At 43.5% G+C, this 24,120-nt stretch carries 21 protein-coding genes and 1 tRNA gene; 13 read left to right on the top strand and 9 right to left on the bottom strand.

The genetic code is table 11. From position 1 onward, the window contains the following. Positions 1-413 precede the first annotated feature (413 nt). On the top strand, positions 414-1,511 hold the full coding sequence (locus AB4558_RS12845) for a site-specific integrase (protein ID WP_102319798.1): 1,098 nt from the start codon (positions 414-416) through the stop codon (positions 1,509-1,511). A gap of 2 nt (positions 1,512-1,513) precedes the next feature. Here the strand turns inward: AB4558_RS12845 and AB4558_RS12840 are convergent, their stop codons facing one another. After that, entirely contained in the window at positions 1,514-1,666 is a 153-nt protein-coding gene (locus AB4558_RS12840; RefSeq protein ID WP_157936679.1) for a hypothetical protein, read from the bottom strand. Between the two features lie 107 nt (positions 1,667-1,773). Here AB4558_RS12840 and AB4558_RS12835 point away from each other — a divergent pair, with 107 nt between their 5' ends. The 3 genes from AB4558_RS12835 to AB4558_RS12825 all read left to right on the top strand — a co-directional run bounded on the left by AB4558_RS12835 (position 1,774) and on the right by AB4558_RS12825 (position 5,119). Further along, positions 1,774-3,279 carry a hypothetical protein gene (locus AB4558_RS12835; protein ID WP_102319800.1) on the top strand — a complete coding sequence of 502 codons (1,506 nt, stop codon included), beginning with the start codon at positions 1,774-1,776 and terminating at the stop codon, positions 3,277-3,279. A 64-nt stretch (positions 3,280-3,343) separates the two neighbouring features. Then, positions 3,344-4,321, top strand: coding sequence for a hypothetical protein (locus tag AB4558_RS12830; protein WP_102319801.1), 978 nt, complete (start codon positions 3,344-3,346; stop codon positions 4,319-4,321). A gap of 309 nt (positions 4,322-4,630) precedes the next feature. Beyond that, complete coding sequence (locus AB4558_RS12825) at positions 4,631-5,119, top strand: hypothetical protein (protein ID WP_102319802.1); 489 nt, start codon at positions 4,631-4,633, stop codon at positions 5,117-5,119. 30 nt (positions 5,120-5,149) lie between these two features. On the opposite strand, the gene AB4558_RS12820 is transcribed toward AB4558_RS12825, so the two are convergent. Next, positions 5,150-5,695, bottom strand: a complete 546-nt coding sequence (locus tag AB4558_RS12820) for a hypothetical protein (RefSeq protein WP_102319803.1) — start codon at positions 5,693-5,695, stop codon at positions 5,150-5,152. 325 nt (positions 5,696-6,020) lie between these two features. Between AB4558_RS12820 and AB4558_RS12815 the strand changes: the two genes are divergently transcribed. Together AB4558_RS12815 and AB4558_RS12810 are read left to right on the top strand one after the other, a co-directional pair. Further along, a complete protein-coding gene (locus tag AB4558_RS12815; RefSeq protein ID WP_102319804.1) occupies positions 6,021-6,698 on the top strand; it encodes a hypothetical protein in 678 nt (225 codons plus the stop codon). A 570-nt stretch (positions 6,699-7,268) separates the two neighbouring features. Beyond that, positions 7,269-7,359: transfer RNA gene (locus tag AB4558_RS12810), tRNA-Ser, on the top strand. Positions 7,360-7,434: 75 nt separating this feature from the next. On the opposite strand, the gene AB4558_RS12805 is transcribed toward AB4558_RS12810, so the two are convergent. Further along, entirely contained in the window at positions 7,435-9,561 is a 2,127-nt protein-coding gene (locus AB4558_RS12805) for a methyl-accepting chemotaxis protein (RefSeq protein WP_372075002.1), read from the bottom strand. Positions 9,562-9,754: 193 nt separating this feature from the next. Next, on the bottom strand, positions 9,755-10,675 hold the full coding sequence (locus tag AB4558_RS12800; RefSeq protein WP_017089854.1) for a histone deacetylase: 921 nt from the start codon (positions 10,673-10,675) through the stop codon (positions 9,755-9,757). 110 nt (positions 10,676-10,785) lie between these two features. Here AB4558_RS12800 and AB4558_RS12795 point away from each other — a divergent pair, with 110 nt between their 5' ends. Genes AB4558_RS12795 through AB4558_RS12785 form a run of 3 tightly spaced genes read left to right on the top strand, consistent with a single transcriptional unit; the run spans position 10,786 to position 12,631 of the window. Further along, a complete protein-coding gene (locus AB4558_RS12795) occupies positions 10,786-10,911 on the top strand; it encodes a hypothetical protein (RefSeq protein ID WP_017063447.1) in 126 nt (41 codons plus the stop codon). A gap of 25 nt (positions 10,912-10,936) precedes the next feature. Continuing rightward, entirely contained in the window at positions 10,937-11,623 is a 687-nt protein-coding gene (locus tag AB4558_RS12790) for an SDR family oxidoreductase (RefSeq protein WP_372158849.1), read from the top strand. Between the two features lie 6 nt (positions 11,624-11,629). After that, positions 11,630-12,631 (top strand): DUF3080 domain-containing protein, encoded by a 1,002-nt coding sequence (locus AB4558_RS12785; RefSeq protein WP_372158848.1) that lies wholly within the window; start codon positions 11,630-11,632, stop codon positions 12,629-12,631. A gap of 38 nt (positions 12,632-12,669) precedes the next feature. Here AB4558_RS12785 and AB4558_RS12780 read toward each other — a convergent pair whose 3' ends face one another. The 3 genes from AB4558_RS12780 to AB4558_RS12770 form a co-directional block, all read right to left on the bottom strand. After that, positions 12,670-14,664: a DNA topoisomerase III gene (locus tag AB4558_RS12780; RefSeq protein ID WP_372158847.1), complete on the bottom strand. Its 1,995-nt coding sequence runs from the start codon at positions 14,662-14,664 to the stop codon at positions 12,670-12,672. Positions 14,665-14,779: 115 nt separating this feature from the next. After that, positions 14,780-15,328, bottom strand: coding sequence for an NAD(P)H nitroreductase (locus AB4558_RS12775; RefSeq protein WP_017059376.1), 549 nt, complete (start codon positions 15,326-15,328; stop codon positions 14,780-14,782). Between the two features lie 207 nt (positions 15,329-15,535). Continuing rightward, positions 15,536-17,545: an NADPH-dependent 2,4-dienoyl-CoA reductase gene (locus AB4558_RS12770; RefSeq protein WP_017070327.1), complete on the bottom strand. Its 2,010-nt coding sequence runs from the start codon at positions 17,543-17,545 to the stop codon at positions 15,536-15,538. Between the two features lie 279 nt (positions 17,546-17,824). Here AB4558_RS12770 and sppA point away from each other — a divergent pair, with 279 nt between their 5' ends. Together sppA and ansA are read left to right on the top strand one after the other, a co-directional pair. Beyond that, entirely contained in the window at positions 17,825-19,675 is a 1,851-nt protein-coding gene (gene sppA, locus AB4558_RS12765; RefSeq protein WP_029235699.1) for a signal peptide peptidase SppA, read from the top strand. Between the two features lie 118 nt (positions 19,676-19,793). Next, a complete protein-coding gene (gene ansA / locus AB4558_RS12760) occupies positions 19,794-20,810 on the top strand; it encodes an asparaginase (RefSeq protein WP_017063439.1) in 1,017 nt (338 codons plus the stop codon). Positions 20,811-20,953: 143 nt separating this feature from the next. Here the strand turns inward: ansA and AB4558_RS12755 are convergent, their stop codons facing one another. Further along, positions 20,954-21,235 carry a YeaC family protein gene (locus AB4558_RS12755; RefSeq protein WP_010437067.1) on the bottom strand — a complete coding sequence of 94 codons (282 nt, stop codon included), beginning with the start codon at positions 21,233-21,235 and terminating at the stop codon, positions 20,954-20,956. 113 nt (positions 21,236-21,348) lie between these two features. On the opposite strand from AB4558_RS12755, the gene AB4558_RS12750 reads away from it, so the two are divergent. Then, a complete protein-coding gene (locus AB4558_RS12750) occupies positions 21,349-22,155 on the top strand; it encodes a DUF2989 domain-containing protein (RefSeq protein WP_017059380.1) in 807 nt (268 codons plus the stop codon). Between the two features lie 175 nt (positions 22,156-22,330). On the opposite strand, the gene msrB is transcribed toward AB4558_RS12750, so the two are convergent. After that, on the bottom strand, positions 22,331-22,768 hold the full coding sequence (gene msrB, locus AB4558_RS12745) for a peptide-methionine (R)-S-oxide reductase MsrB (RefSeq protein ID WP_080582205.1): 438 nt from the start codon (positions 22,766-22,768) through the stop codon (positions 22,331-22,333). Between the two features lie 319 nt (positions 22,769-23,087). On the opposite strand from msrB, the gene gap reads away from it, so the two are divergent. Further along, a complete protein-coding gene (gene gap, locus AB4558_RS12740) occupies positions 23,088-24,083 on the top strand; it encodes a type I glyceraldehyde-3-phosphate dehydrogenase (RefSeq protein WP_017059382.1) in 996 nt (331 codons plus the stop codon). The last annotated feature ends 37 nt before the right edge of the window (positions 24,084-24,120 follow it).

The raw sequence follows: 24,120 nt of genomic DNA, 5'->3' as shown, positions 1-24,120 counted from the left end.
GATGATCTGGTTTCTTTATAGTTATGCCATCGACACAAGGTGAACAATAGTGATGAACCCCAATCAGTTTTCTTGCGTTCTACCCACATACAGCAATATGAGACACAAGCCTTGATTATCACTAGATAGTTACAGCCGCACCAATGAGATGCATCATGTGAAGTGAATATCACACCTATTCGAATCAATATGCCAACGTAAGATGTTTGGGTGGGGAAAGTTTAGTGTGTGAGTTTCATATGGAAATTTTTCAAAAAAATTTAACTTTCTAACCTGTTGATAATCATTGTAATCGTGATTTTTCATAATAAGTAACTAATATTATTGGCTTTTTCATATTTGATCATGCTAAAGAACTCTTGTAGTTTGTTCACAAGACAGCAGAGCAGCCAAAGCTGCCATAAGATTGAGACGTGAATCAACAAGAGAAAAAAGTAAAAAACTATATAGAGCAATACATTGCAAGTCGCGTAAACCGCGTTGCCCCATCGACTCTTCGATCAGAGAAGAGTAAAGCCTTAAAGCTATCAAAGCGCATTGGTCATAGAAAGATTGCGAGTGTTACACACAGCGACATCCTTGCCGTTATTGATGGTTTGCATAAGCATTATAAAAACAAAAGCATCAATGAGTTCCTGATCATCCTAAGAGCGGTTTTTCGTTTTGCGGAGCTGGACGGTGCGCTCGAACGAAACCCTATGACGGGTATTCAAAATCTGAAAGTTACAACATCCGAACCTGCACCGTTTACAAAAGCAGAGCTGAAAAAGCTCCATGATACTGATGTATCGTGTCAAAGTGGGAAAAATGCGTGCTTATTTAATGCTCTCACAGGTTTGAGGATCAGTGAATTACTTGCGCTCAGCTGGGATGATATCATTTGGCAACGTAAGGAAATGTACGTTCGTAGAGCCAAAGTTCTTCAAGAATACAAAGTGCCCAAGACTGAGGGGTCAATGCGAACCGTTGAGCTTAACCAACTTGCTATTGACCTCTTGAAACAGCAGTTGCAACTTACTGGCAAGAAGAAGCTAAGGAAAATATCGGTTAGGCAAGAAGATAACAAAACGCTCAAAAAAGAGTCTGTGCAGTTCGTTTTTTATAACAGTAAGACCAGTAAGCCATTTTTACATGCAGCACAGTTTGCCAAAGATTTCTTCGATGCTTTTCTGCTGCAAGCAGAGGTTAATCACCGTGGAGTTGGTCAATTACGGCATACCTTTGCTTCACAAAATTTAACTGCGGGTATATCGAAAGAGTGGATTGCTGCTCAGATGGGGCATTCAGGTACTCATATGGTTGATAAGCATTATGGGCGTTGGATTGCCTCTGATGCTCCAGATTGTGCTCGTTTGGCAGCCGATAACTTAGCCGAAGCCTTTGGACAAGCACCTGTAACGGCTCCATCTTCTTCTGCGATATCGGTTGAAACAGCGGATCTGGTTGCTAAATTAGAGTCTAATCCTGAGTTGCTAGCGGTTCTTAAGGCTACACTTGGTGGTGCGAAATGATTCTAAGCACTGCCACCAATGGCATTATCGATGCCACCAATGGCATTATCGATGCCACCGTTGCCATTTTCGCTGTCAACAATGGCTGTTGTACTGCCATTAATGGCACTAACAGTGCCAAAGTCGTTCACTTCAAAAGTGATACGACAAGGCAACCCGCTGCGCTCCCGTCACACTTTTACTTCGCAAAAGATGCACGTGAGCTGCGGGCAAGAGAAGTGCCTCTTGACTCTCTACCATGCGCACCTCTTAGGAGGATTGCATGAAAGAGATTCGATTGTTTCACCGTCGGTTCAACTTTAGTTCGAAGCCCGCTGAACGTGTAAAGTGCGAACATTCTTTAGCTCATTCATTACGCATATCACCACCCACTGCGGCAAAGAAATCGAAGCAATTAGAGTGGAATCATGAGCTGCTTGAAAAAAACGTGATCTGGACGAATGGTCAACAATCGTCTCTTAAAGAATGGTCTGAAGAGCAACGGCTAGAGTTGTTGTATGAGATTGCGCCGTCGCCTAAAAAGGCAAATCAAGCGAAGCTGCAAACACAACTTCGTCAGTATCGCAAAAAGGTAAAGACAGCAGTTGATAGTGAGCTTAAAAAAGGAAATCAGGCTGCCGCTCAATTTTTACAGGCTGTACTGGATATGGATAAGTACGTTCCTTACTCACGTATCGATGCGTTTGCAAAGCTAACAATGCAACGCAAAAAGCAGCGAATTAAGATGTTAGAAACATATCTGAATGCTCACAATCAGTTATGCCAGAAGCCGCCAGCCAACAATCTGTATGTTCAAGAAGGTCTTTTTAAAATCCCCCACCAATGGGGGGTTGGAACGGATGTAATTAGCTTAGAAGAGTACGTTTCGTTTACTAGTCAGTTCTTAATGGAATATTTTCCCGATTACGAGGTTAAAGCGGTTATCGGGCATGACGACGAACGAAGTGTGGATGTCAAAACGGGAGCACATGCGCACTACTATTTATCTGGTCGAAACAACCAGACAGGTAAATATGACTTGAGAAAGACTCAGATTAAGGTCGTCAATGAGTATATTAAGCGAACGGCACCTGACACCAAATTATTACCTGATGATGGGAAACTGACGAGGAAGTTGAGTCAAAAATTTGGTCGTTACTTTCAAAAAATGTTATTTGACTATGCTAATCAGCACCTATTTGTTGATAAAGGCTTGGTAGCAAAGCTTGCTCCAGAGTCAGAGCGAAGATCTGAAAAAAGAAGAGATATGAATCGAGAGGCTTCATTACCTAAATTGGAGCGCAGCCATAATTATCACACACACCAATTAGATCTAACTCAGGGAAAAATAAAGTTGGCAGAAAAGAAACGTGTTTATTTGTTAGATGAGAATGAAAAAACCGAGCAACAACTATCACAGTTGATAGATGATACTGCACTGGTAGAAGTACAGCTAAACCAATTACAGGTTGAGCGAGATACGATGCAACTTGAGTTGTCAGATCTCAAAGCTGAATCATCAAGGCTGACTATTCTCACTCAATCGCTAACACAAACCGTAGTGCCAAAACTGGTTGATATCTTTAAGAAAGTGGTACTTGCGATCAATGCTAAAGACAGAGGCGTATTAAAAAAACAAAGCGAGTACCTGAGTTCTGTCTTGAACTCAGTGCTAGACCTACCACCAGGTCTATCAGATAAAATCGTAAATGAGGTGGCTTTGCTGAAAGCGCCTGAAGCAGTGGCACCGAACAATGACCATACCGTTACAGATCATCCTAATAAGTAAGTTAGTCACGCAGCTTACTTTACTAACTAACCATCATAATAATTAAAACAAAGGTATAAACCATATGGCTAGACCAAAATCTTATGCGGATGAAGATGTTATACGCATTGCAACTCAATTGTCCGATGAAGGTCGACAACCTTCGGGGTGGCTCATTAAAGAAGCTCTTGGACGTGGAAAAATTGCTTCTATACAGACTGACCTTGAGCGCCTCATCGGAGAAGGCAGGCTTCCCGAAATAAAACAATCGACAGTAGATACTAATCCTGACCAGAGAGCAGTGGCATCGACTTTTGAGTTGCCTGTTGAGCTTCAAGATATGCTGTCACTCAATGAACAAGAGCTTGGGAAAATACTTCGTGATATGACTATCAGAATTAATGACAAAGCACACATTCATTATGAATCCTTGATGGAAGTGCGAATCAGAGAGCTAGATGCTAAATCTGATATATTGGTAAAAGCTCAAGCGATGGCTGAGCAAGATACTCTTGATATTGAAGTGCGACTACAGAAACAAGTTGAGCGTAATGAGCTACTAGAAGATCAAATCGATAACTTAGAGGTCAGATTAACAAGTTCAAAAAGCGAAAGATCAGATTTGATACAAACCATTAGTCAACTAACTGACTCTTTCAATAAGACAACGGAAAAGGCCGCTCAACAGCAGATTTCGTTGGATGAATTAAGACGAACAGTATCGGATATAGATAAGGCTCACACGGCCACTCAGGTAAAACTGGAATATTCCATGAATGAAGCCAATCAACTTCAATCTCAGTTATCAGGCTTATCTGAGCTGCATGAAACGACCAGAGCGCAGTTAACAGAAACTTCAACCCTTTTTAAATCAACTCAGAAGTTACTGAATGAATCAGACAATCAAATAAGTATTCTACGAGAAGAAAACCGCGAACTGGCTACGAGTCATCGCCTATTGGAGAAGGGCCTAGAAGAAGCTGAAAACGAAATTGCCTTGCTGCATGAACAAAAACAACGCCTAGAAAACGATCTCGTAGAACATGGAAAATCAACAATTTGAAATCCTTGAACTTTATTTCAGTAGGTGAAGGAGACCAATGAAATTAAGAATTCTTAAATCGCCTAAGAATCGCTAAGAAACGAGAGGGGAACTGGGAACGCTTTTCAAAGAGTTGGTGCCACCCAAAAGAAAATTCTATGATGGTTAATCCCTCGAATGTATGGTGTGATATATTTTAATATTAATCAGTCACTTAAAATCTAAAAGTCCACTTTAATGGACTTTTAGCCATGCTTTCAATCGAGATGACCTATAAGTGCATTATGGTGTACTTATAGATAGAGCATAAAATCACTTTCGGTAGAACCAATGAACATTTTATATTTTGACCCGCGCTCTCTTCTTTACTCTTCGAACTATTTAAATCAAAACGATGACGTTCGTCGTATTTATGAGTTACAGCCATTTTTAAGCAATACTGATTTGCTAATGAAAAATGTGACACCCGATAGAAAAGGTGCACAGCGTTTGGCTGATGCAGCAAACAGTGTAGGCTTTCTTTTGTACCCGACTGGAGAACGATTCACGCGTGAATTGTTAATTAAGCATACTGTATTTACTGAAAATCAATTAGCAGCGTTTGTTGATTTGACCTATAAAGTTAGGCTTGATGATAGAGATCCCGTGCGTCTAATGTTAGCTCACGCCAATGCTTTAAATGCGACTTGGTTTATCTGCGGAGACGTTGCGACAGACGATAGACTTAAAGCATTTACAGGGAAAGCGCTTTTAAGTGCAATAAATGAAGGTGTAAGCGACAGTTTGATATCTCAAATTAACAAACTGTCTCACATCTAACAGAGAGAAAATGGAATAATAGTCATAACATTACACATCAATATCAACGGTCGTGGTCTTGACTGAGCGCTGTCTTCCAGTTAGTACATCTTGTATGAAAGCTTCAACCGCTGCTTCATTATTTTGTGACACCGCATCCACCAAACTTCCATGGAATCGTACACTTAAACGATCTAATTCTAATCCAATTTTAATAAGGTCTTCTGGTGTTTTACAACGCTGAATAGATAAATCACTCACTAAAAAATGATGTAATACTAAACCGTCACTTTTTTTATCGGTTATAAAGTCAAGCGCATCAATAGCATCAAACTTTGATGCTATACGCTTAATTGACGACATCATTAACTCATTTAGTGTGCCATCAATAACCTGACAGGTCGGGAGCCATATCCCTCCCGCCTCATCTTTAATAAAAAGTAATTCGCATTTCTTACAATGATGTATGACATGCTTTTCTAACAGCCCAACTGAAGAGCTAAACTCTGATAAAGTTAAGAAATGGTTTTCATTAACAATGCTTTCTCGCTGTTTTTGGCGTTCTCGATTGAACCATCCGTTAAAATATTCGTCCATAACAATACTCAGTTGGGTTGGCTATCATAAATCGGAATACAACATGAGGTATAAACACGAGAAGTGCAAGTGATTTATGAGCAAGAGAAATAGAATTATTATAACTTAAATAATTGTTTTAAAAGAGAAAGGTAACATTATAGCTTGACGTATTTAAGTGCGTCGTATAGCCTAATCAAGGCTCTGGGAGAGCCTACTTTTGTCGCTAAAGTGAAACAATACGTGTCCCTTTAAAAATCTGTTTAGTATTTTCATTGTTCTGTAACTTTTGATTTTGTGAGCGACACACATTCAAAATGTTGTGGGACATAATGGAAAATAAACAATGACTACATCATACATACAACCCATTTCTCCTTTTGCATCGACAGTTGTAACCAGTAAAGATTTAAACAAAGCGGTTGATAGCTTTCTACAACGACGTTCGCTAACTAGTTTAAGTACTTCAGTAGTTTTTCGAGAACAATTACATACGATAGTTCATCGAAAATTCGGAAAATTCAGTGAAAATCAGCTTCGCATGTTTTACTCAGTCCTATCGAACACTGAACCACACTTCTGTCCTTTAATTTTGCAAACTGACTTTGTAAGTCAAATCAAAGAGTTAATATCGACACATCGTCATATTTACCAAATTCATGCATTTGACCTTAACCTTTCGATACTTTTCTTTTTCCGAGATGAGAAAATGTATATTCTCGATGTGGTTGATTTATCCACTCTAGGACTAGAAAAACTAGGAAAAGTCTACAATATTAAAGCATTAGATGACCCAAAGTTAAGACGAGATTTGGAGTGTGCGAGATATATTCAGTCTGACAAGATAAGTAAACGGCTTGAGAAGCTAATCAAGTTGATTTGGAAGAGTGGGACTCAAATGGTTTGCTTTGCTTTATCAAAGTCAAGCTGCAAAAACTTAGAGTGCGTATTGGCTAATATTCCAGGGTATGAAGATCATGATTTTGTGGGAGCATGGTTTTCTAAGGTTCACTATAGCGATTAACTAATTGACATTCTTACAATAAACGATATAGTCAATTGCATTATACAATTGTTTTAAGTGACTATAACACCTTGCTTTAAGGTATTGTTATAAAACGGTTTTATTTAATTTCTTGTGTTGGATATGGGGTTCAAATCCCTATCCCTCCACCACTTTAAAGAAAGCCGCTGAGAAATCAGCGGCTTTTTTGCATCTGAAGCTTTTTAAAATATAAAGCTCATCTAACAAAACTCTCTACAGTCCCAGTTTCAAACCCATTCACTTTATACCTAGTTTTAAATTCCGATCTCACCGTTCTAAACTAAAAGTTCATGCACCTAAGCCACTCCCCTCATAACTTTACCTGCAAGCCAATTAGATACTTTCTTTTTTAATAGCACAGAAACACTTCACGTATAACAAAAGTTGGGAATACTTGGCTTATTGAATATTAGATTTTGTCGGCTTCTTAATAAACCGAACAATAAATAATCATTCAGAACAAAAACACCAAAAAGCGTTCATAAAAAAAGCAGTCAGTTAATAAGGGTATTTACAAGCGAAAGCCACCCTTATATTATACGCGCCATTGGAGGGATGGCTGAGTGGTCGAAAGCACCGGTCTTGAAAACCGGCAACCGTTAATAGCGGTTCTAGGGTTCAAATCCCTATCCCTCCACCACATTAAAGAAAGCCGCTGAGAAATCAGCGGCTTTTTTGTATCTGGCGTTTGCGTAAAGAACTTACGTATTTTCCACTACGCCACCTTTCGGCTCACTTCAAAACGCCCAATCAATTGGTCTAAACGGCTCAATGCATTGCCCATCAAGGACACTCGACGTGCGAGTTGCTTAGTAGACAGTTGTAAGTCAGATATTGAACGTTGGGCTTTATCTGCCGTTTGTCCATTTTTCTGACTGTTTTCATCTAAGTTATACATCGTGGTAAAGAGGTCACTCACCGCTGATTGAATTTGCTCACTGCGAGCATTTGAGTCGACTGTTAAGTTTCCTTTACTCACATTCTCAACGCCTCGCTCCATAGACTCAACAGCACTGCGAGACTTACTATGCAGCTCTTTCATTAGGTCACTAATATGGTTAGCAGCTTGTGAAGTGCGGTCAGCCAGAGTTCTTACTTCAGAAGCGACGACAGAGAACCCTCTCCCGTGTTCACCTGCTCTTGCCGACTCAATGGCCGCATTCAAGGCCAAAAGGTTAGTCTGCGCGGTAATGTCAGTAATGATATCTATAATGTCAGACACCTTGGTCATTTCATTATTCACCTCATTCACGCTATGCGCCGAGCTTTCTACGATATTGCGAACAATCTCCATGCCTTCGACGGACTGATTGTACTCCTTCTCCGCACTCAGAACGGCTTGTTTCATCACCGTGTCCATTTGCGTTGCTGAGACACTCGCATGAGTAATTTCGCTCTGTTGATACTGACTCAACTGAAGCATATTGCTTAACGCTTGTGATGCATCATCACTGGTTTGCTTCATCACGACACTGCGACGAAACATCGATTCCGAAACCTCTCTAACTTCGTGACTCGCATGGATCAACTCACTCACCGTGTTATCTAAATTGTCGATAAAACTGTTAGTCCAGCGCCCTAAGTTGCCAAGTTCATTATGACTGAATGTGGTGGGATCAAGTCTCCGACTTAAGTTGCCATCACCTTCAGCTAAGGTCTGCATTACCCCGGTCATTTCATGAATCTTCTTCGCTAGTGGTTTGGCGCTAACTAAACGGAATAAGCCCAATGAAAGCAACGCGCAAGCGAACATAATGCCACTCTGCATAAAAGGTGTGAGTGTATAAAGGTTGGCAAACAGTAATGGAACAAATAGAGGCAGTAGCATGCAGCTGATAAAGTGCTTAGATAAGGTATAACTTAGACTTCGGTCTCTGTAGACCTCTTCTAAATCGGACTCACACATCATGCCAAAGGTATCTGGTGAACCATCCAATTGAAAAGTGATACCTTTGCCAATAACGGGTATGTGGCGATAGTCAGAATACCCCGGATAACCAATAAACAAGTTATTGCCATTTTTAATGGTTTCTCTTACGCCTGGGTGAAGCTGATTAGTGGCTGGGTCTGTAAAGCGAATCTCAAATTCGGTGTGGTGCTGGATCTTAACCGTTCCCCAATCAGTATGAACCCCTTGCTTTAAGTTCTCGCCGTGTGAAAAGGTATTATCTTCAAAGCGAGAACGAGAGAGCGCAACACCCGGCTGAGTATGAGGATCATGAATGGAGTCGACCATAAAGATATAGTTATCACCCGACTCGCTATAAATATGCCCCGCTTCTCTTTGAATAATGTCACCAATAACATCATTTGGAACACGACCACATAGGAATTGCGGCGCCCCTTCATCCCGAGAAAAGGGGACATAAAACATCAACGTCACTTGGTCATGAAACGATGAACTCGAAGCCCCTACGTTCAACGTGCGTTGATCCATATACGGCCCATGAAGATAACGCTTTGAAGCCCCTTCAACTAAAGCCTTCTTATCTCCAAGAGTAACCCCGACATGCTCATGAAAACTCGATGCTTGTGCGATCCCCTTAGCATCGACGATCGCCAACTCAGAAAAATCCGTACTGCGTTTAAGAAGGCTAGATAACGTCCCCTGTGCTTGCTCTTCCGTTCGACTTGCCAAATAAACAGCAGAGTCTTCTAAAAAATCCCATTGATTCTTGACCCAGTTATGCAGAAGTTGAACTCGCGTGTGAGCAATACTTTCAAAAGCTTGTTCAAGCTCTTCCGTCCTACTTCGATTGAGGAAGCAAGCTCTGCGCATAGCCAGTTTTCCTGTTGCGCCAAACCAATTAAGCCAACTACGTTCCTTGTCCGTCAGGTTCATTTTTATCCCTTGTGTTTTTATAGACACATGGGTAAAGCAATTTACAGACCACAATTAATCACACAAATACGTAACTAATTAATAAAAAAGCACTTTATATGAATCACAATGGTGCAAGCGTGTCTTTTATGGTGCAAGATACGCTTATTTCACACCATCATTTCAATGAGCTATCAGGCGCTAATTTGAGAGGTTAACCGTAAACATGATAAGCCGCTTTTAACAGCTGCATGTGAATCGGCACCAAATCTTGATGTTGAGTTCGATATCCGCCACCGACTACGCAGGCCATCGGAATAGACTCTGATTTCGCTAACTCAATCATCAAACAGTCGCGCTCAAATATCCCTTGTGTAGAGACATTCAAATAACCCAGTTCATCGTCTTGATGGATATCGATCCCCGCATCATAAATAATCAGATCAGGTTGATGGTGAGCAATCGCTAACTTAGTGACTTGTTCAAAACAACGCAAAAACTCTTCATCTTCTGTTTCACGACTTAACGGTACATCTAAATCAGACAGCGGTTTTCGTGCAGGGAAGTTTTTGTCGCAGTGGAATGACAGAGTAATGATGTCGTCATTCTCTTGGCAAAGAGTTGCTGTGCCATCACCATGGTGAACATCGCTGTCTACGATCAGCACTTTATCGATATGTTCAAAGGTCAGTGCATGCTTTGCCGCTAACACCAAATCGTTCAACAAACAAAAGCCACTACCAAAATCATGATGCGCGTGATGATAACCACCACTCAAATGAATCGCTAAACCACTCTCTATCGCCATTTCAGCGGCCAAGCAGGTTCCACCACTTGAGTAGAGTGTTCTCTCAATAAGTTGTTCACTCCACGGGAAACCGATACGTCTCATCTTTGCTGCGGGCAAATTACCAGAAACAAGCAAATCCACATACTCACTATCGTGAACCTGTTTTACCTGTTCAACCGAAACCGGCGTTGGTTGGAAGATTTCAAACTGACTCTTCCATAGAGGATCGCGGTCCATTAACGCTTCAACAGCACTGTGTAACAACTGATATTTGTTAATCGGGTAACGGTGACCTTCTGGTAAAGGTAACTGCGAATAGATTGGGTGGTAAATTAAAGGAATCATAATCAGGTTAATTGCATATCTTTCTCAAAATCATAACAGTCTCAGCCTAGGCGACAACCTTAATTAATGATAATAGTTATCATTAACTTGATTTTCAAAAAGAGACAACAATGAAAAACGTAATACTCATCTTTGGGGTGATCTGCGGCTCAGCGGCAGCAGTAATGATTTTTGTAGGAATGCTAATGGCCAGTTGGTGGAGCGTTGATTTTCTCGTGTTAAGCCATCAAACTTAACTAATTGAACTAAAAAGGAATCACCATGAGCGTTATTTTCATTACTGGAGCAAATCGCGGCATTGGCTTAAGCCTGACTCAACAATACTTGGAAGGTAGCCACAAGGTGTACGCAACTTACCGTGACGCCTCTTCAGTAAAAGAACTGCTCTCACTCGCAGACCACAACAGCAACCTAACCTGCATTCAGTTAGAAATAACCGATTACCAAGCGGTGAGCCAACTTCCCTCTCAAATTCCGTCGATAGATATCTTAATTAACAATGCTGGCTACTACGGCCCCAAAGGTTACGGGTTGGGAAATACCGATGTCGAAGAGTGGCGACGTGTCTTTGAGATCAACACCATTGCCCCGCTAAAGCTTGTCGAAATGCTCTTGCCACTACTCGAAAATAGTCACGTTAAAAAGATCGCTTGTTTGTCATCAAAAGTCGGCAGCATAGCCGAAAATACCTCCGGTGGCGGCTACATCTACCGTTCCTCTAAAGCCGCTCTAAACTCGGTGGTAAAGAGCTTAAGCAACGACTTAACTGATAATGGCTTTACGGTATTAGCCCTGCACCCTGGCTGGGTACAGACTGAAATGGGCGGGCCGAATGCATTAATCGATACCGACACTTCCGCTTCTGCCCTTATCAGCGTTATCGAGTCAGCAAATACGGAAGTAAGTGGTCACTTCTTTAACTTCGATGGCAGCGAAATAGACTGGTAACCCTGTATGAGTGCCTGCCCTCTCTCAAACCTAGTTAAGCACTTGACGCTGCTTTGTCTGACGGTGATGCTAGCTGGCTGTTTCAGTGATGGCCCCGGCAACTTATTCGACGACTATCAAACTAAGGTCGCCAGAGTACAAGATGCTGAAGAACTCAAAGAGGATTGGGAGTTTGAAAGCCTACCGAGAAAACGAGAACTGCTGCTTGAGGTGCCCTCACTCTCTATCGGTCTCATCGACAGCTATCAGCTTCGCCGATGTGGGCTGTTCAATCTGATAGCCGAAAGAAACTCGGTTCTAGGCAAGGTCGCGGATGAATTTCGTAATTATGATTATCAAGTCGCGCTACTGGAAGGTGTGGGTAAATGTTTGTCCGGTAATGAATTAGACCCAGAGATCGTAGAGCTACTCAAAGAAATCGAGCAGCAGAAACTCACACAGTTTCCGCTGCACCAATGGAATCTCATCTATGCCAGCGATGCGATGCAGTCTCAGATGCGGGGTAGTCAGTGGCTACGCACTGATATCGGCGATCAAGTACGACAAACCAGTGATGCCTTAGAACATATCAATCAAGCGTTAAACGTTCCGCTCATTTCCGACAAAACCACTGAGGTTCAAGAAGTATTAGACAAGAGTTCAACGCTTGGCGATTTATACTACTCGCTCGCCCGTGCGTCGGTTGAGCTTGATACCATCACCACACAACTGACAACTTTTGATGACAACATCATCTGCGGCAAGCAGCGAGACACAACCAAGTTTCGTTATCTCAACAATGTGTTTGAGCAACAATACATAGGTAAGGTTCAGCCCTACATGGCGCAGCTGGACGGCTACTATCAACAGTTAGCTCCGCAACTCGTGATGTTTAACGCGCAACCTGATCTGCACAATTATTACTTTCCCATCCAAGATGCACATCAAGCTTTTCGAGCATCGACTCGTCGCCATGTCGACTATTGGCAGCAGTTGTTTAAACGTTGCGGGCGTAAAGTCGGACGTTAATTCCATTATCGCCCTAAACAGCGGTTTGCTCTCAGTTTTTAGCTTTTAGTGCCCTTTTTAGCGGGAGTGCCTTTCTTAGCATACGTACCTGTCTTGGCATAGGATTTCTTCGCACCACCGCCTTTACGGCGTTTAAAGGCAGGTCTTTCGACTTTAGGCAGATGACGCAGTGATTCAGGTACTTCGCCTGTTTTTACCTTGCCCATCAAACCATCAATCTTGCTTTCTAGCGCTTGCATGAAAGGCTGATAAGCTTGATTTCGTTCTGCCATGCCTTGCAACTGATGCTCCCAGTGTGCCGTCATATCTGGAAAGGTTGAGTCCTCAGGTAAGGCATTAATCAAACCTCTCCCCGCCGGGCTACTGTGAATGCTCTTACCTTGGCGCGTTAGCAGCTGCCTTTTAAATAGCGTATCTAGAATACCCGCTCGAGTTGCCTCTGTTCCAAGACCATCGGTCTCTTTCAAAATGGCTTTGAGGTCTTTGTTTGCGACAAAACGTGCGATACCTGTCATGGCTTGCAGCAAGGTCGCTTCCGTGAAGTGTTTTGGTGGCTCGGTTTTCTTATCACCTATCACGCCTTCACGGCAGGTGAGCACGGTTCCTTTATCCAATGGCGGAACTGTATCCGTGCCATCGCTTTTCTCTTCGGTGTCGGTTTTGCCCATCAACACTTTCCAACCGGGGTTGATAAGCTGACGTCCTTTCGCAATGAACACACCACCAGCGATATCAAACACCAACTTAGCATCAGCAAAAACCGCAGGTGGGTAGAACTGCATTAGATACTGGCGAGCGATTTGCTGATAGATCTTCATCTCATTAGCAGATAAGCCATTCACTGATGACTTCTTCGGAGTAGGAATAATCGCGTGGTGAGCATCGACCTTACTGTCGTTCCATGCTTTTGATTTAAGAGAAAGATCCGCACCTTGAGCACCGCTTTGCAGCTCTTTCGCATTGTTAGCGATAGCGTCTACGATCGATTCTCGCTGCGAGTAGTGCTCTTTAGGCAAATAGCGGCTGTCGGAACGCGGGTAAGTGATGAGCTTGTGTTTCTCGTACAGCGACTGACACGTGTCGAGAACCTGTTGCGCACTCATGCCAAATCGCTTAGACGCATCAATCTGCAAGGCTGACAGCGAGTAAGGCAGTGGCGCCGCTTGTTTACTCTGCTTTTGCTCTGATTCCGTTACCGTTGCGGGTTGATTCGCAATTCGGTTAGCCACGTTCTCAACCAGCTTTCGATTGAGCACGCGCCCTTCTTCATCTTGCCATGGTTTACATGCTTCGCTTGGTTTCCAACGCGCGCGAATATCAAAGCTCTGGCCGTTATTTTGATAAGGGATCAAAGCGTGCAGCGTGAAGTAATCTTTGGGAATGAAGTTTTCGATCTCTTCATCGCGCCTTACGACCAAACCAAGTACAGGCGTTTGCACTCGCCCGACCGACAGCACGCCTTGGTAACCGGCTTTTTGACCGAGCAATGTATAAGCACGCGTCATGTTCATACCATAAAGCCAATCGGCTCTAGAGCGTGCTAAAGCAGAAATAGACAGTGGAATAAAGTCTCGGTTACTGCGCATTTGAGAGAGTGCACGTTTTACGGCTGGTAGGTTCAAGTCACTGATCAGTAGCCTGTCCATCGACTCTTTCTTAGCCTTGGACACCTTGCAGTAATCGATCACTTCATCAACCAGTAGCTGCCCTTCTCTATCCGGATCTCCCGCATGGACAATTTGGGTCGCGTCCTTCAATAGCTTTCGGATCACCGTCAGCTGTTTGCTTGAAGTCTTACGCGGTCTTAGCTGCCATTGCTCCGGCACGATAGGAAGATCGGCTAAATTCCACTTCTTATAACGGTCGTCATAAGCATCCGGCTCAACCTGCTCCAATAAGTGTCCAATACACCAAGTCACCACATCCCCATTGCCACATTTGATAAACCCTTGGTCTTTCTTTTGTGGATTAGGTAGTGCAGCGGCGATCGCGCGGCCGAGGCTTGGTTTTTCAGCAATAATAAGGCGAGACATGTTTTTCCAGATGCTACAAACAATTAGAGCCACATTATCTAATGTGGCTCTAATAAATCAAGAAAAACTGGTTGTTTATACAGTTAGCATTCCACTATTCAAGCTTCAGCTTTCTTTATAAAAACTCAACGAACTTAGAGAAGTCGCGCTCTGGCACTTTCATTGGTGTACAGCCTGGAGTGCCTAGGTATAGGAAGCCAACAATTTCATCGTCGCCTTCTAGGCCAAATGCTTGGTGTACTTCTGGGTGGAACATCCATTTACCTGAGCGCCAAAAGCCTTGGAAACCTTGTGCGACTGCGGCCATTTGCATCGCCTGTGCAGCACAACCCGCAGACAGATGTTGTTCGATAGCAGGCACTTTCTCGTGCTCAGTTACTTTGGCAATCACAGTAATCACCATCGGAGCTCGGAACGGCGCTTTTTTTACTTTCTCGATAACCGCTTCTTCGCTGTCATCCGCTTCAGCGGCGCGCACCAAGATGTCTGAAAGCTTTTGTAGGCCTGAACCTTGCGCGATAACAAAGCGCCATGGTGTTAGTGCACCGTGGTCTGGAGCACGCAGCCCTGCTTTGATGATGTTTTCTAACGCCACACCTTCAGGTGCCGGATCAGAGAGTTTTGCGATTGAGCGTCTGTTGAGCAATAGATCCAAAGCATCCATTTGAAGTCCTTACTATTTCTTTATTATTTGTATACTTGAACTTTAGCACAGAATACAAACGATAATAAATCTCAACGGCTGTCCATTTAGGCTAGATTAGAAACAATAAAGGCTCCTAAATCTATGACTTAGGAGCCTTGTTCAAAATCTAACTCAGCAAATTAAGTAACAATATCTACTGATAAGATTACAGTTTGATAGCTGATTCTATAACTTAATCGCTAGCTCAACACCTTGACGAATTGCGCGTACTGCATCCAATTCACCCGCGTAATCGGCGCCGCCTATCACATGCAGTTTGCCACCAAACTCTTGCCACATGTCTTCGAATGGACGAACTGACACCTGACCTGCACATACGATAACCGAGTCAGCATCCAGCACCTGCTCTTTCTTACCAACGCTGATATGCAGACCTTGGTCATCAATCTTGTTGTAGCTCACGCCACCCAGTAGATTAACACCGCGTTTTTCTAGTGTGCGTTTGTGAATCCAGCCTGTAGTTTTGCCCGGACCTTTACCAACACGACCCGCTTTACGCTGCATCACCCACACCGTTTTATCGCTGAATGAATCAGGGTAAGGGTAAAGTCCGCCTGGGTGTTCCATATTCTTATCGATGCCCCACTCATGCAGCCAATCGTCTAGGCTGTGTGAAGTCGGTTCTGTCAGCATGGTTGCCACATCGACACCAATACCACCAGCACCAACAATCGCGACCTTTTCGCCTACTGGTGTCTTTTCACGAATCAAGGTTTGGTAATCGACCACGTTTTCTTGGTCAATGCCCTCAATATCGAGCTTTCTTGGCTCTACGCCAGCCGCCATCACGACTTCATCGTACTTCAACAACATCTCAAACGTTGCCTCAGTATCCAGTTTCAGGTTCACGCCTGATGCGTCGATTTGGTTAGCAAAGTAGCGAATCGTTTCTCTGAATTCTTCTTTACCCGGAATCTGCATTGCCAATCTAAACTGACCGCCGATACGGTCATTTTTCTCAATCAAGTCAACCTTATGCCCACGCTGAGCTAAAGTCGTTGCACAGGCTAAACCGGCTGGGCCTGCGCCGACAACCGCAATGGTCTTAGTCGCTTGCGCTGGCTGAACAACAATTTCAGTCTCGTAACAAGCGCGTGGGTTCACCAAACAGCTCGCACGTTTACCTTTAAACACGTTATCAAGGCAAGCTTGGTTACAACCGATACAGGTATTGATGAACTGAGCTTGGTCTTGAGCTGCTTTATTAACAAAATCCGGGTCTGCCAAGAATGGACGCGCCATAGACACCATATCAGCCTGCCCAGAGCTAAGAATACGTTCGGCCTCTTCTGGCGTATTAATTCGGTTACATGTCACCACTGGGATCGACACGTATGGTTTCACTTTTTCCGTCACCCAAGAGAATGCGCCTCGTGGTACTTGCGTCGCGATAGTCGGAACACGTGCTTCATGCCAACCGATACCGGTATTGATAATAGTCACGCCTGCTTCTTCCAGCTTTTGAGCCAATAGAACAACATCTTCAAAGGTGCTGCCTTGCTCAACCAAATCCAGCATCGACAGTCGGAAAATAATAATGAAGTCGTCACCCACTGCTTCGCGAATCGATTTAACAATCTCCAGCGGGAAACGCATGCGCTTCTCATAAGAACCGCCCCATTCGTCGTAACGCATGTTGGTACGCTTACAGATGAATTGGTTAATCAAGTAACCTTCAGAGCCCATGATCTCAATACCGTCATAGCCAGCAACCTGAGCTAGCTCTGCACTATTGGCAAAGGCACCGATGGTCTTTTTGATCTGACGAGGGCTCATCTCACTCGGTGCGAACTTAGCGATTGGCGCTTTAATACCCGAAGCACTTTGCGCGAATGGGTGCATCGCATAGCGGCCAGCATGCAGCAACTGAAGGGCAATCTTACCGCCATGCTTGTGCACGGCCTCGGTAACAACTTGGTGAGCTTTTGCATGCTTCACTTTACTGAATTCAGCACTAAATGGGGTTAATCTGCCACGTAAATTAGGAGAGAAACCACCGGTAACAATAAGGCCAACGCCTCCTTTTGCTCGCTCTTCATAAAACGCGGCGAGTTTGTGGAGACCTTCTTTATTTTCTTCTAAACCTGTATGCATTGATCCCATCAATACACGGTTACGTAACTGGGTAAATCCAAGATCGAGTGGTTCAAGTAAATGTGGGTACATGGCAGACATCACTTCTATTATTTTATCCTTGTGGTCTGACCACAGTATAGTTCAATTACCAAAAGTTCAAACAACCGTTTACATTTTTGTAACACCGATCATAATGCTGAAGGTATTAATCGTTCAGAAGCCCTTAATTTGACTACACTTAATGAGAATATATATCGATTAACAATTCTTGGTGTAGTTTGAGCTTGGGAATTATCGTAGGATACTAAGCAGTTCATATTATTGAGATTAATGGTACTACGGCTTGTTAAAGCGACGTAATCTCACTGCGGAGACAGAATGAAAAAAATATTCAAATTTATAGGCATGTTCTTTAAAGGGATTTGGAAGCTCATTACGTTTGTACGTCTTGCGCTGGTTAACCTAGTCTTTTTACTCAGTATCGCCATCATCTACTTTGTGTACTTCCATTCAGATACGGCTCAACCGACGGTTCCTCAGGATTCGGCTTTAGTGCTTAATCTGTCTGGCCCTATTGTGGAACAAAGCCGCTATATCAATCCGATGGATTCGGTCACAGGTTCACTACTTGGCAAAGACCTTCCAAAAGAGAACATCCTGTTTGATATCGTTGAAACGATTCGCTACGCAAAAGACGATGACAAGGTTACTGGTATCGTTTTAGCTCTCAAAGAGCTGCCAGAAACCAACCTGACCAAGCTACGCTACATTGCTAAAGCATTGAATGAGTTCAAAGCAACAGGCAAACCGATTTATGCGGTGGGTGACTTTTACAACCAAAGCCAATACTACCTAGCCAGCTACGCAACTAAGGTCTTCCTATCACCAGATGGTGGGGTTCTTCTTAAAGGCTATAGCGCTTACTCGCTTTACTACAAAACGTTGTTAGAGAAACTAGACGTAAACACGCACGTGTTCCGTGTGGGCACTTATAAGTCAGCTATTGAGCCTTTCATTCGTGATGACATGTCAGACGCAGCGAAAGAGTCCGCTTCTCGTTGGTTAAGCCAACTATGGGGTGCGTACGTTGATGACGTCAGCAACAACCGTCAAATAGACGCTAAGACACTGAACCCAAGCATGGACACCTTCTTGAAAGAACTTGAGTCTGTGGACGGTGACATTGCAAAACTGGCCGAGAAACTTGGCTTAGTGGATGAGCTAGCGACACGCCAGCAAGTTCGACTAGAGCTTGCCGATGTTTTCGGCAGTGACGGCCAAGACAGCTACAACGCGTTTGGTTACTACGAATACCGTACAACCATGCTTCCAAACATGACTAGTGAATCACACGACGTTGCCGTGATTGTAGCGAGCGGCGCAATTATGGATGGCAAGCAACCACGTGGCACCGTTGGCGGCGATACCACAGCAGCCCTACTGCGCCAAGCACGTAACGACGATAAAGTGAAAGCGGTTGTACTTCGTGTCGATAGCCCAGGTGGCAGTGCCTTTGCTTCTGAAGTTATCCGTAATGAAATAGAAGCGATCAAGCAAGCGGGTAAACCGGTTGTTGTGTCGATGTCGAGCCTTGCTGCTTCGGGTGGTTACTGGATCTCGATGGGTGCGGATAAGATCCTAGCTCAGCCAACCACACTAACGGGTTCAATTGGTATCTTCAGTGTTATCACCACCTTCGAAAAAGGGTTGAACGATATTGGTGTATACACTGATGGCGTTGGCACCTCACCTTTCTCAGGTCTTGGTATTACAACTGGACTTAGCGATGGCGCGAAAGACGCGTTCCAAATGGGCATTGAAAACGGATACCGCCGATTCATCAGCCTAGTTGGAGAAAATCGCGGTCTGGAAGTCGATGCTGTCGACAAGATTGCTCAAGGTCGAGTTTGGACAGGTCAAGATGCGATTCAGAAAGGCTTAGTCGATGAGATTGGTGATTTCGATGATGCGGTTGCAGCTGCGGCTTCACTTGCAGAGCTTGAAAGCTACAACATCTACTGGGTAGAAGAGCCACTTTCGGCCACTGAACAATTTATTCAAGAATTTATGAACCAAGTTCAGATGTCGATAGGCCTAGATATTCAATCGATGATACCAAGCAGTTTACAGCCTGTTACTCAGCAGTTAGCTCAAGATAGCCAGCTGTTAGGCAGCTTTAACGACCCACAAGGCCGATACGCTTTCTGCTTAAATTGCCAAGTTCAATAAGTTGAGCCAATAACTCAATGACTAAGGGGTACCTCTGTGTGAGGTGCCTCTTTTTATTGCATGATAATTCGCTATAATCGCCCCCCTGTTCCCTACATCACACTAAGTATTAATCGCCATGGAAAGAAAACACATCTATATCGCGTACACCGGCGGCACAATTGGCATGCAGAAGTCTATTGACCACGGCTATGTTCCAGTCGCAGGTTTCATGGATAAGCAGCTAGCTGGCATGCCTGAATTCCATCGCCCAGAGATGCCTAAGTACACCATTCACGAATACTCTCCATTAATGGACTCTTCAGATATGACGCCACTTGATTGGCAGACTATCGCTGATGACATTCGCGCGAACTACGATAAGTACGATGGTTTCGTTATCCTGCATGGCACAGACACTATGGCTTACACTGCCTCTGCACTGTCTTTCATGCTTGAAAACCTCGGCAAACCTGTGATTGTTACGGGCTCTCAGATCCCACTAGCAGAGCTTCGTTCAGACGGACAAGCAAACCTGCTGAATGCGCTACACATTGCCGCAAACTACCCTATCAACGAAGTGACACTGTTCTTCAACAACAAGTTGATGCGTGGTAACCGCAGCACAAAATCACACGCAGATGGCTTCAATGCGTTTACGTCTCCAAACCTGAATCCATTGCTAGAAGCGGGTATCAATATCCAACTTAGCAATAACGTAAAGGTAAACGAACAACCTAAAGGTGCTTTCAAGGTTCATAACATTACTCCGCAACCTATCGGCGTAATCACAATGTACCCAGGCATCTCACACGAAGTTATCCGTAACACGCTATTACAACCTGTTAACGCGATGATTCTGCTTACTTTCGGTGTGGGTAACGCACCACAAAACCCAGAACTGCTTCAGCACCTGAAAGATGCCTCAGAGCGCGGTGTTATTGTGGTGAACCTAACTCAATGTTTGGCTGGTAAAGTCAACATGGGTGGTTACGCGACAGGTTGTGCACTAGCAGAAGCGGGCGTGGTGAGTGGTTACGATATGACACCAGAAGCGGCACTGGCGAAGTTGCATTATCTATTAAGCCAAAACCTAGGCTACGAAGAAGTGAAGGCTCAGATGCAACAAGTATTGCGCGGTGAGATGAGCTTATAACCTGTTCAAGGATTCACGTTAAAGCCAGTTATTCTATGAAAGTAACGGCGGCTTAACGTGAACTAAATCGTTTTATTGCTTATAAATAAACGAGTTAAACTAAAAGGGGTGGCACATTGCCACCCCTTTGTTGTAATTTAAGCTTAATGATTCGGGTTAACCCTAACAATGTCTTCTTGATCTGACTTAAACTGTTTCTTTAGTTCAGACTTAGATTTAAAGCTAATCTCACCACCAGCTGCAATTGTCATATGTTGAGCTTCAGAGTTATGTTTAGATTGGTATAACATAACCGCTTGCATACACGAGTCGCGCTGTTCTTTTGAGAGCGCCGTACCTTCTGGCCATTTACCCGTTTCAACTGCGTAGGTTAAACGTTCGTAGACCTCGGGTGTCATTGCGCTAAGAAGTTGTTCTGCATCCATGGTAAAGCCTTAGTTTTAACAATTTTCACCAGAAAATAACCCGTAACAGAATTGAGTCAAGAACCTGACCGATAATAAGTGCATCTGATCACAAGTGAAGGAATATGAAAATTATGAAATGGTTGGCGATTAGCCTATTGCCTTTCACTCTGGTTGGGTGTCTTGAAGGGAACAAAAATACCGATCAACTGTGCCAAAGCAATCCGGGTCTTCAGTGTGAACAATTGAACATGAACGATGGGCAATGTCGTGTCGCACGTACCGACCTCATCTGGCATCGATTTGAAGTTCAGAAGCAACCCACCGAAATCAACAAAATTAAAGAATTCGAATTAGTCACTGCCTACAAAAAGTGCCTAGAGCTCGCGGCACAGATCGAAACGATCGATCAATCTAAGCTGCAAGAGCGTCGCTTTACCTCTTTAATGCACAGTATCGAAGAGTCTGAGCGCATTGTTGATGAGCTATCGAAATCTGATACACCGGAAACGCTTTACTTCTTGTGGTCGCAAACTGGGGACACCAATGCCAGACGCAGTTTCCTACAACTAGAAGGCTCTGAAGCGTTAAACACAGCTGAGATGCAATATGCCTTGGCAACCTTCTATACCACCCGCAATCATATAAAGACACTTAAGCTACTCAATAATGCGCTAACGCTTTCTAATGGCTCGGTAGCCAACACTGAAATCTTCAAGTCGATGGCCAGTATCAACCACAGCCTGGGACATATGGAAAAAGCGTACGTTTGGGCAATGGTTGCCAAAGACTTTGACGTGCCGATTGCTTCTGAAGCCGAGCTCACGGTGTTGTACCATTTCGACAAGGCAACCTATAAGAAGCTAAATAAAGACGCAGATAACATCGTCGAAGCGATTGAGGATGGAATTTACAGCCCTTCAATCGTCCCGAGTTACTGATCGCTTCATTTATAGTGTTCTTACTTAAGCTTCTTATTCACCTGCTTTCAAATAAAAACAGCTACCTTTTTGGTAGCTGTTTTTATTTGTACTAGAGTTAAATCTGAAATCTTGGGCGTTTCAGCATTCCTAAATCGACAAATGCGACCTGTAAGGATTAGACAATAGTTACAAGTTATTTCGTACTTTCGTCATTTTTGTTGAAAATTAACGACACTGAATTAACACAGAACCGTTCACCTGTGGTCTTTGGGCCATCTGGAAAAACGTGACCTAAATGGCTATCACAGGCGGTACAACGGATCTCTACACGCTTCATTCCGTGACTTAGATCTTCTATATAGCGTACTGCTTCATCATTCACTGGGGCATCAAAGCTCGGCCAACCACACCCAGAGTCATATTTGTTATCCGACAGAAACAAAGGGCTTTCACAGCATGTGCAGCTATAGACGCCAGTCTTATGGTTGTGCAGTAACTTGCCGCTATATGGGGCTTCAGTACCACGCTCACGACACACTGAAAATTCGTCGTCCGTTAGGCGCTCACGCCAGTATTCATCAGGCTTTATCATATTTCCTCCCTTTTGAATCACGTTAATATCTCTCCACATTCTCAGTTATTATATTTACTTTTTTCTATAAAGGCTTGCATATGAGTCGTTTTGTAGCACATACTTTCTCACCAGGAAACATTGTACATATACACTCATAAGTGAATCATCATTTAGGGGTATTTTACCCAACTGGAAGGGTACAGAGCCACTTGCAATGGTCAATTTTCAATCACTTACACCCAATTGTTAAGAAAAGCGTCGCTTTTTTTTGACATTAAACAAGTTAAGTCGGATTATCTATTGCAGATGTATACTGGATTCTGTAATTTTACTACCAGTTATCTTTAATCAGAAATTAAGTTGTGGAGCAACTACAATGACTATCAAAGTAGGTATTAACGGTTTTGGCCGTATCGGCCGTTTCGTATTCCGCGCAGCTCAAGAGCGTGCAGACATCGAAGTAGTAGGTATTAACGATCTAATCGACGTAGAGTACATGGCATACATGCTTAAGTACGACTCAACTCACGGCCGTTTCAACGGTACTGTTGAAGTTGAAGGCGGTAACCTAATCGTTAACGGTAAAACTGTACGTGTTACAGCTGAGCGTAACCCAGAAGACCTTAAGTGGGATGCTATCGACGTAGACGTAGTTGCTGAAGCAACTGGTCTTTTCCTAACTGACGAGACTGCACGTAAGCACATCACTGCTGGCGCTAAGAAAGTAGTTCTTACTGGTCCTTCTAAAGATGCAACTCCAATGTTCGTAATGGGCGTTAACCAAGCATCTTACGCTGGTCAAGACATCGTTTCTAACGCTTCTTGTACTACTAACTGTCTTGCACCTATCGCTAAAGTACTTAACGATAAGTGGGGCATTGAGTCTGGTCTTATGACTACAGTTCACGCTACTACAGCAACTCAAAAAACTGTAGATGGCCCTTCTGCTAAAGACTGGCGCGGTGGCCGTGGTGCTTCTCAAAACATCATCCCATCTTCAACTGGTGCTGCTAAAGCTGTAGGCGTTGTTCTTCCAGAACTAAACGGCCTTCTAACTGGTATGGCTTTCCGTGTACCAACTGCTAACGTATCTGTAGTTGACCTAACAGTTAACCTAAAAGAAGCTGCATCTTACGAAGAAATTTGTGCTGCAATGAAAGAAGCTTCTGAAGGCGAAATGGCTGGCGTTCTTGGTTACACTGAAGACCAAGTAGTATCACAAGATTTCATCGGTGAAGTTCAAACTTCAGTATTCGATGCTAAAGCTGGTGTTGCTCTAACTGACAAATTCGTTAAAGTTGTATCTTGGTACGACAACGAAATCGGTTACTCAAACAAAGTTCTAGACCTAATCGCTCACATCTCTAAGTAATTTCTTTTTAGAAATCGCTTTAGATAAGCATTAGCGA

The sequence above is a fragment of the Vibrio sp. 10N.222.51.C5 genome (assembly GCF_041474575.1).
In the GTDB taxonomy this organism is placed as follows: domain Bacteria; phylum Pseudomonadota; class Gammaproteobacteria; order Enterobacterales; family Vibrionaceae; genus Vibrio; species Vibrio crassostreae_C.
Note: the sequence above shows the minus strand (reverse complement) of the source record. Positions and strands in the feature narration are given on the sequence as shown.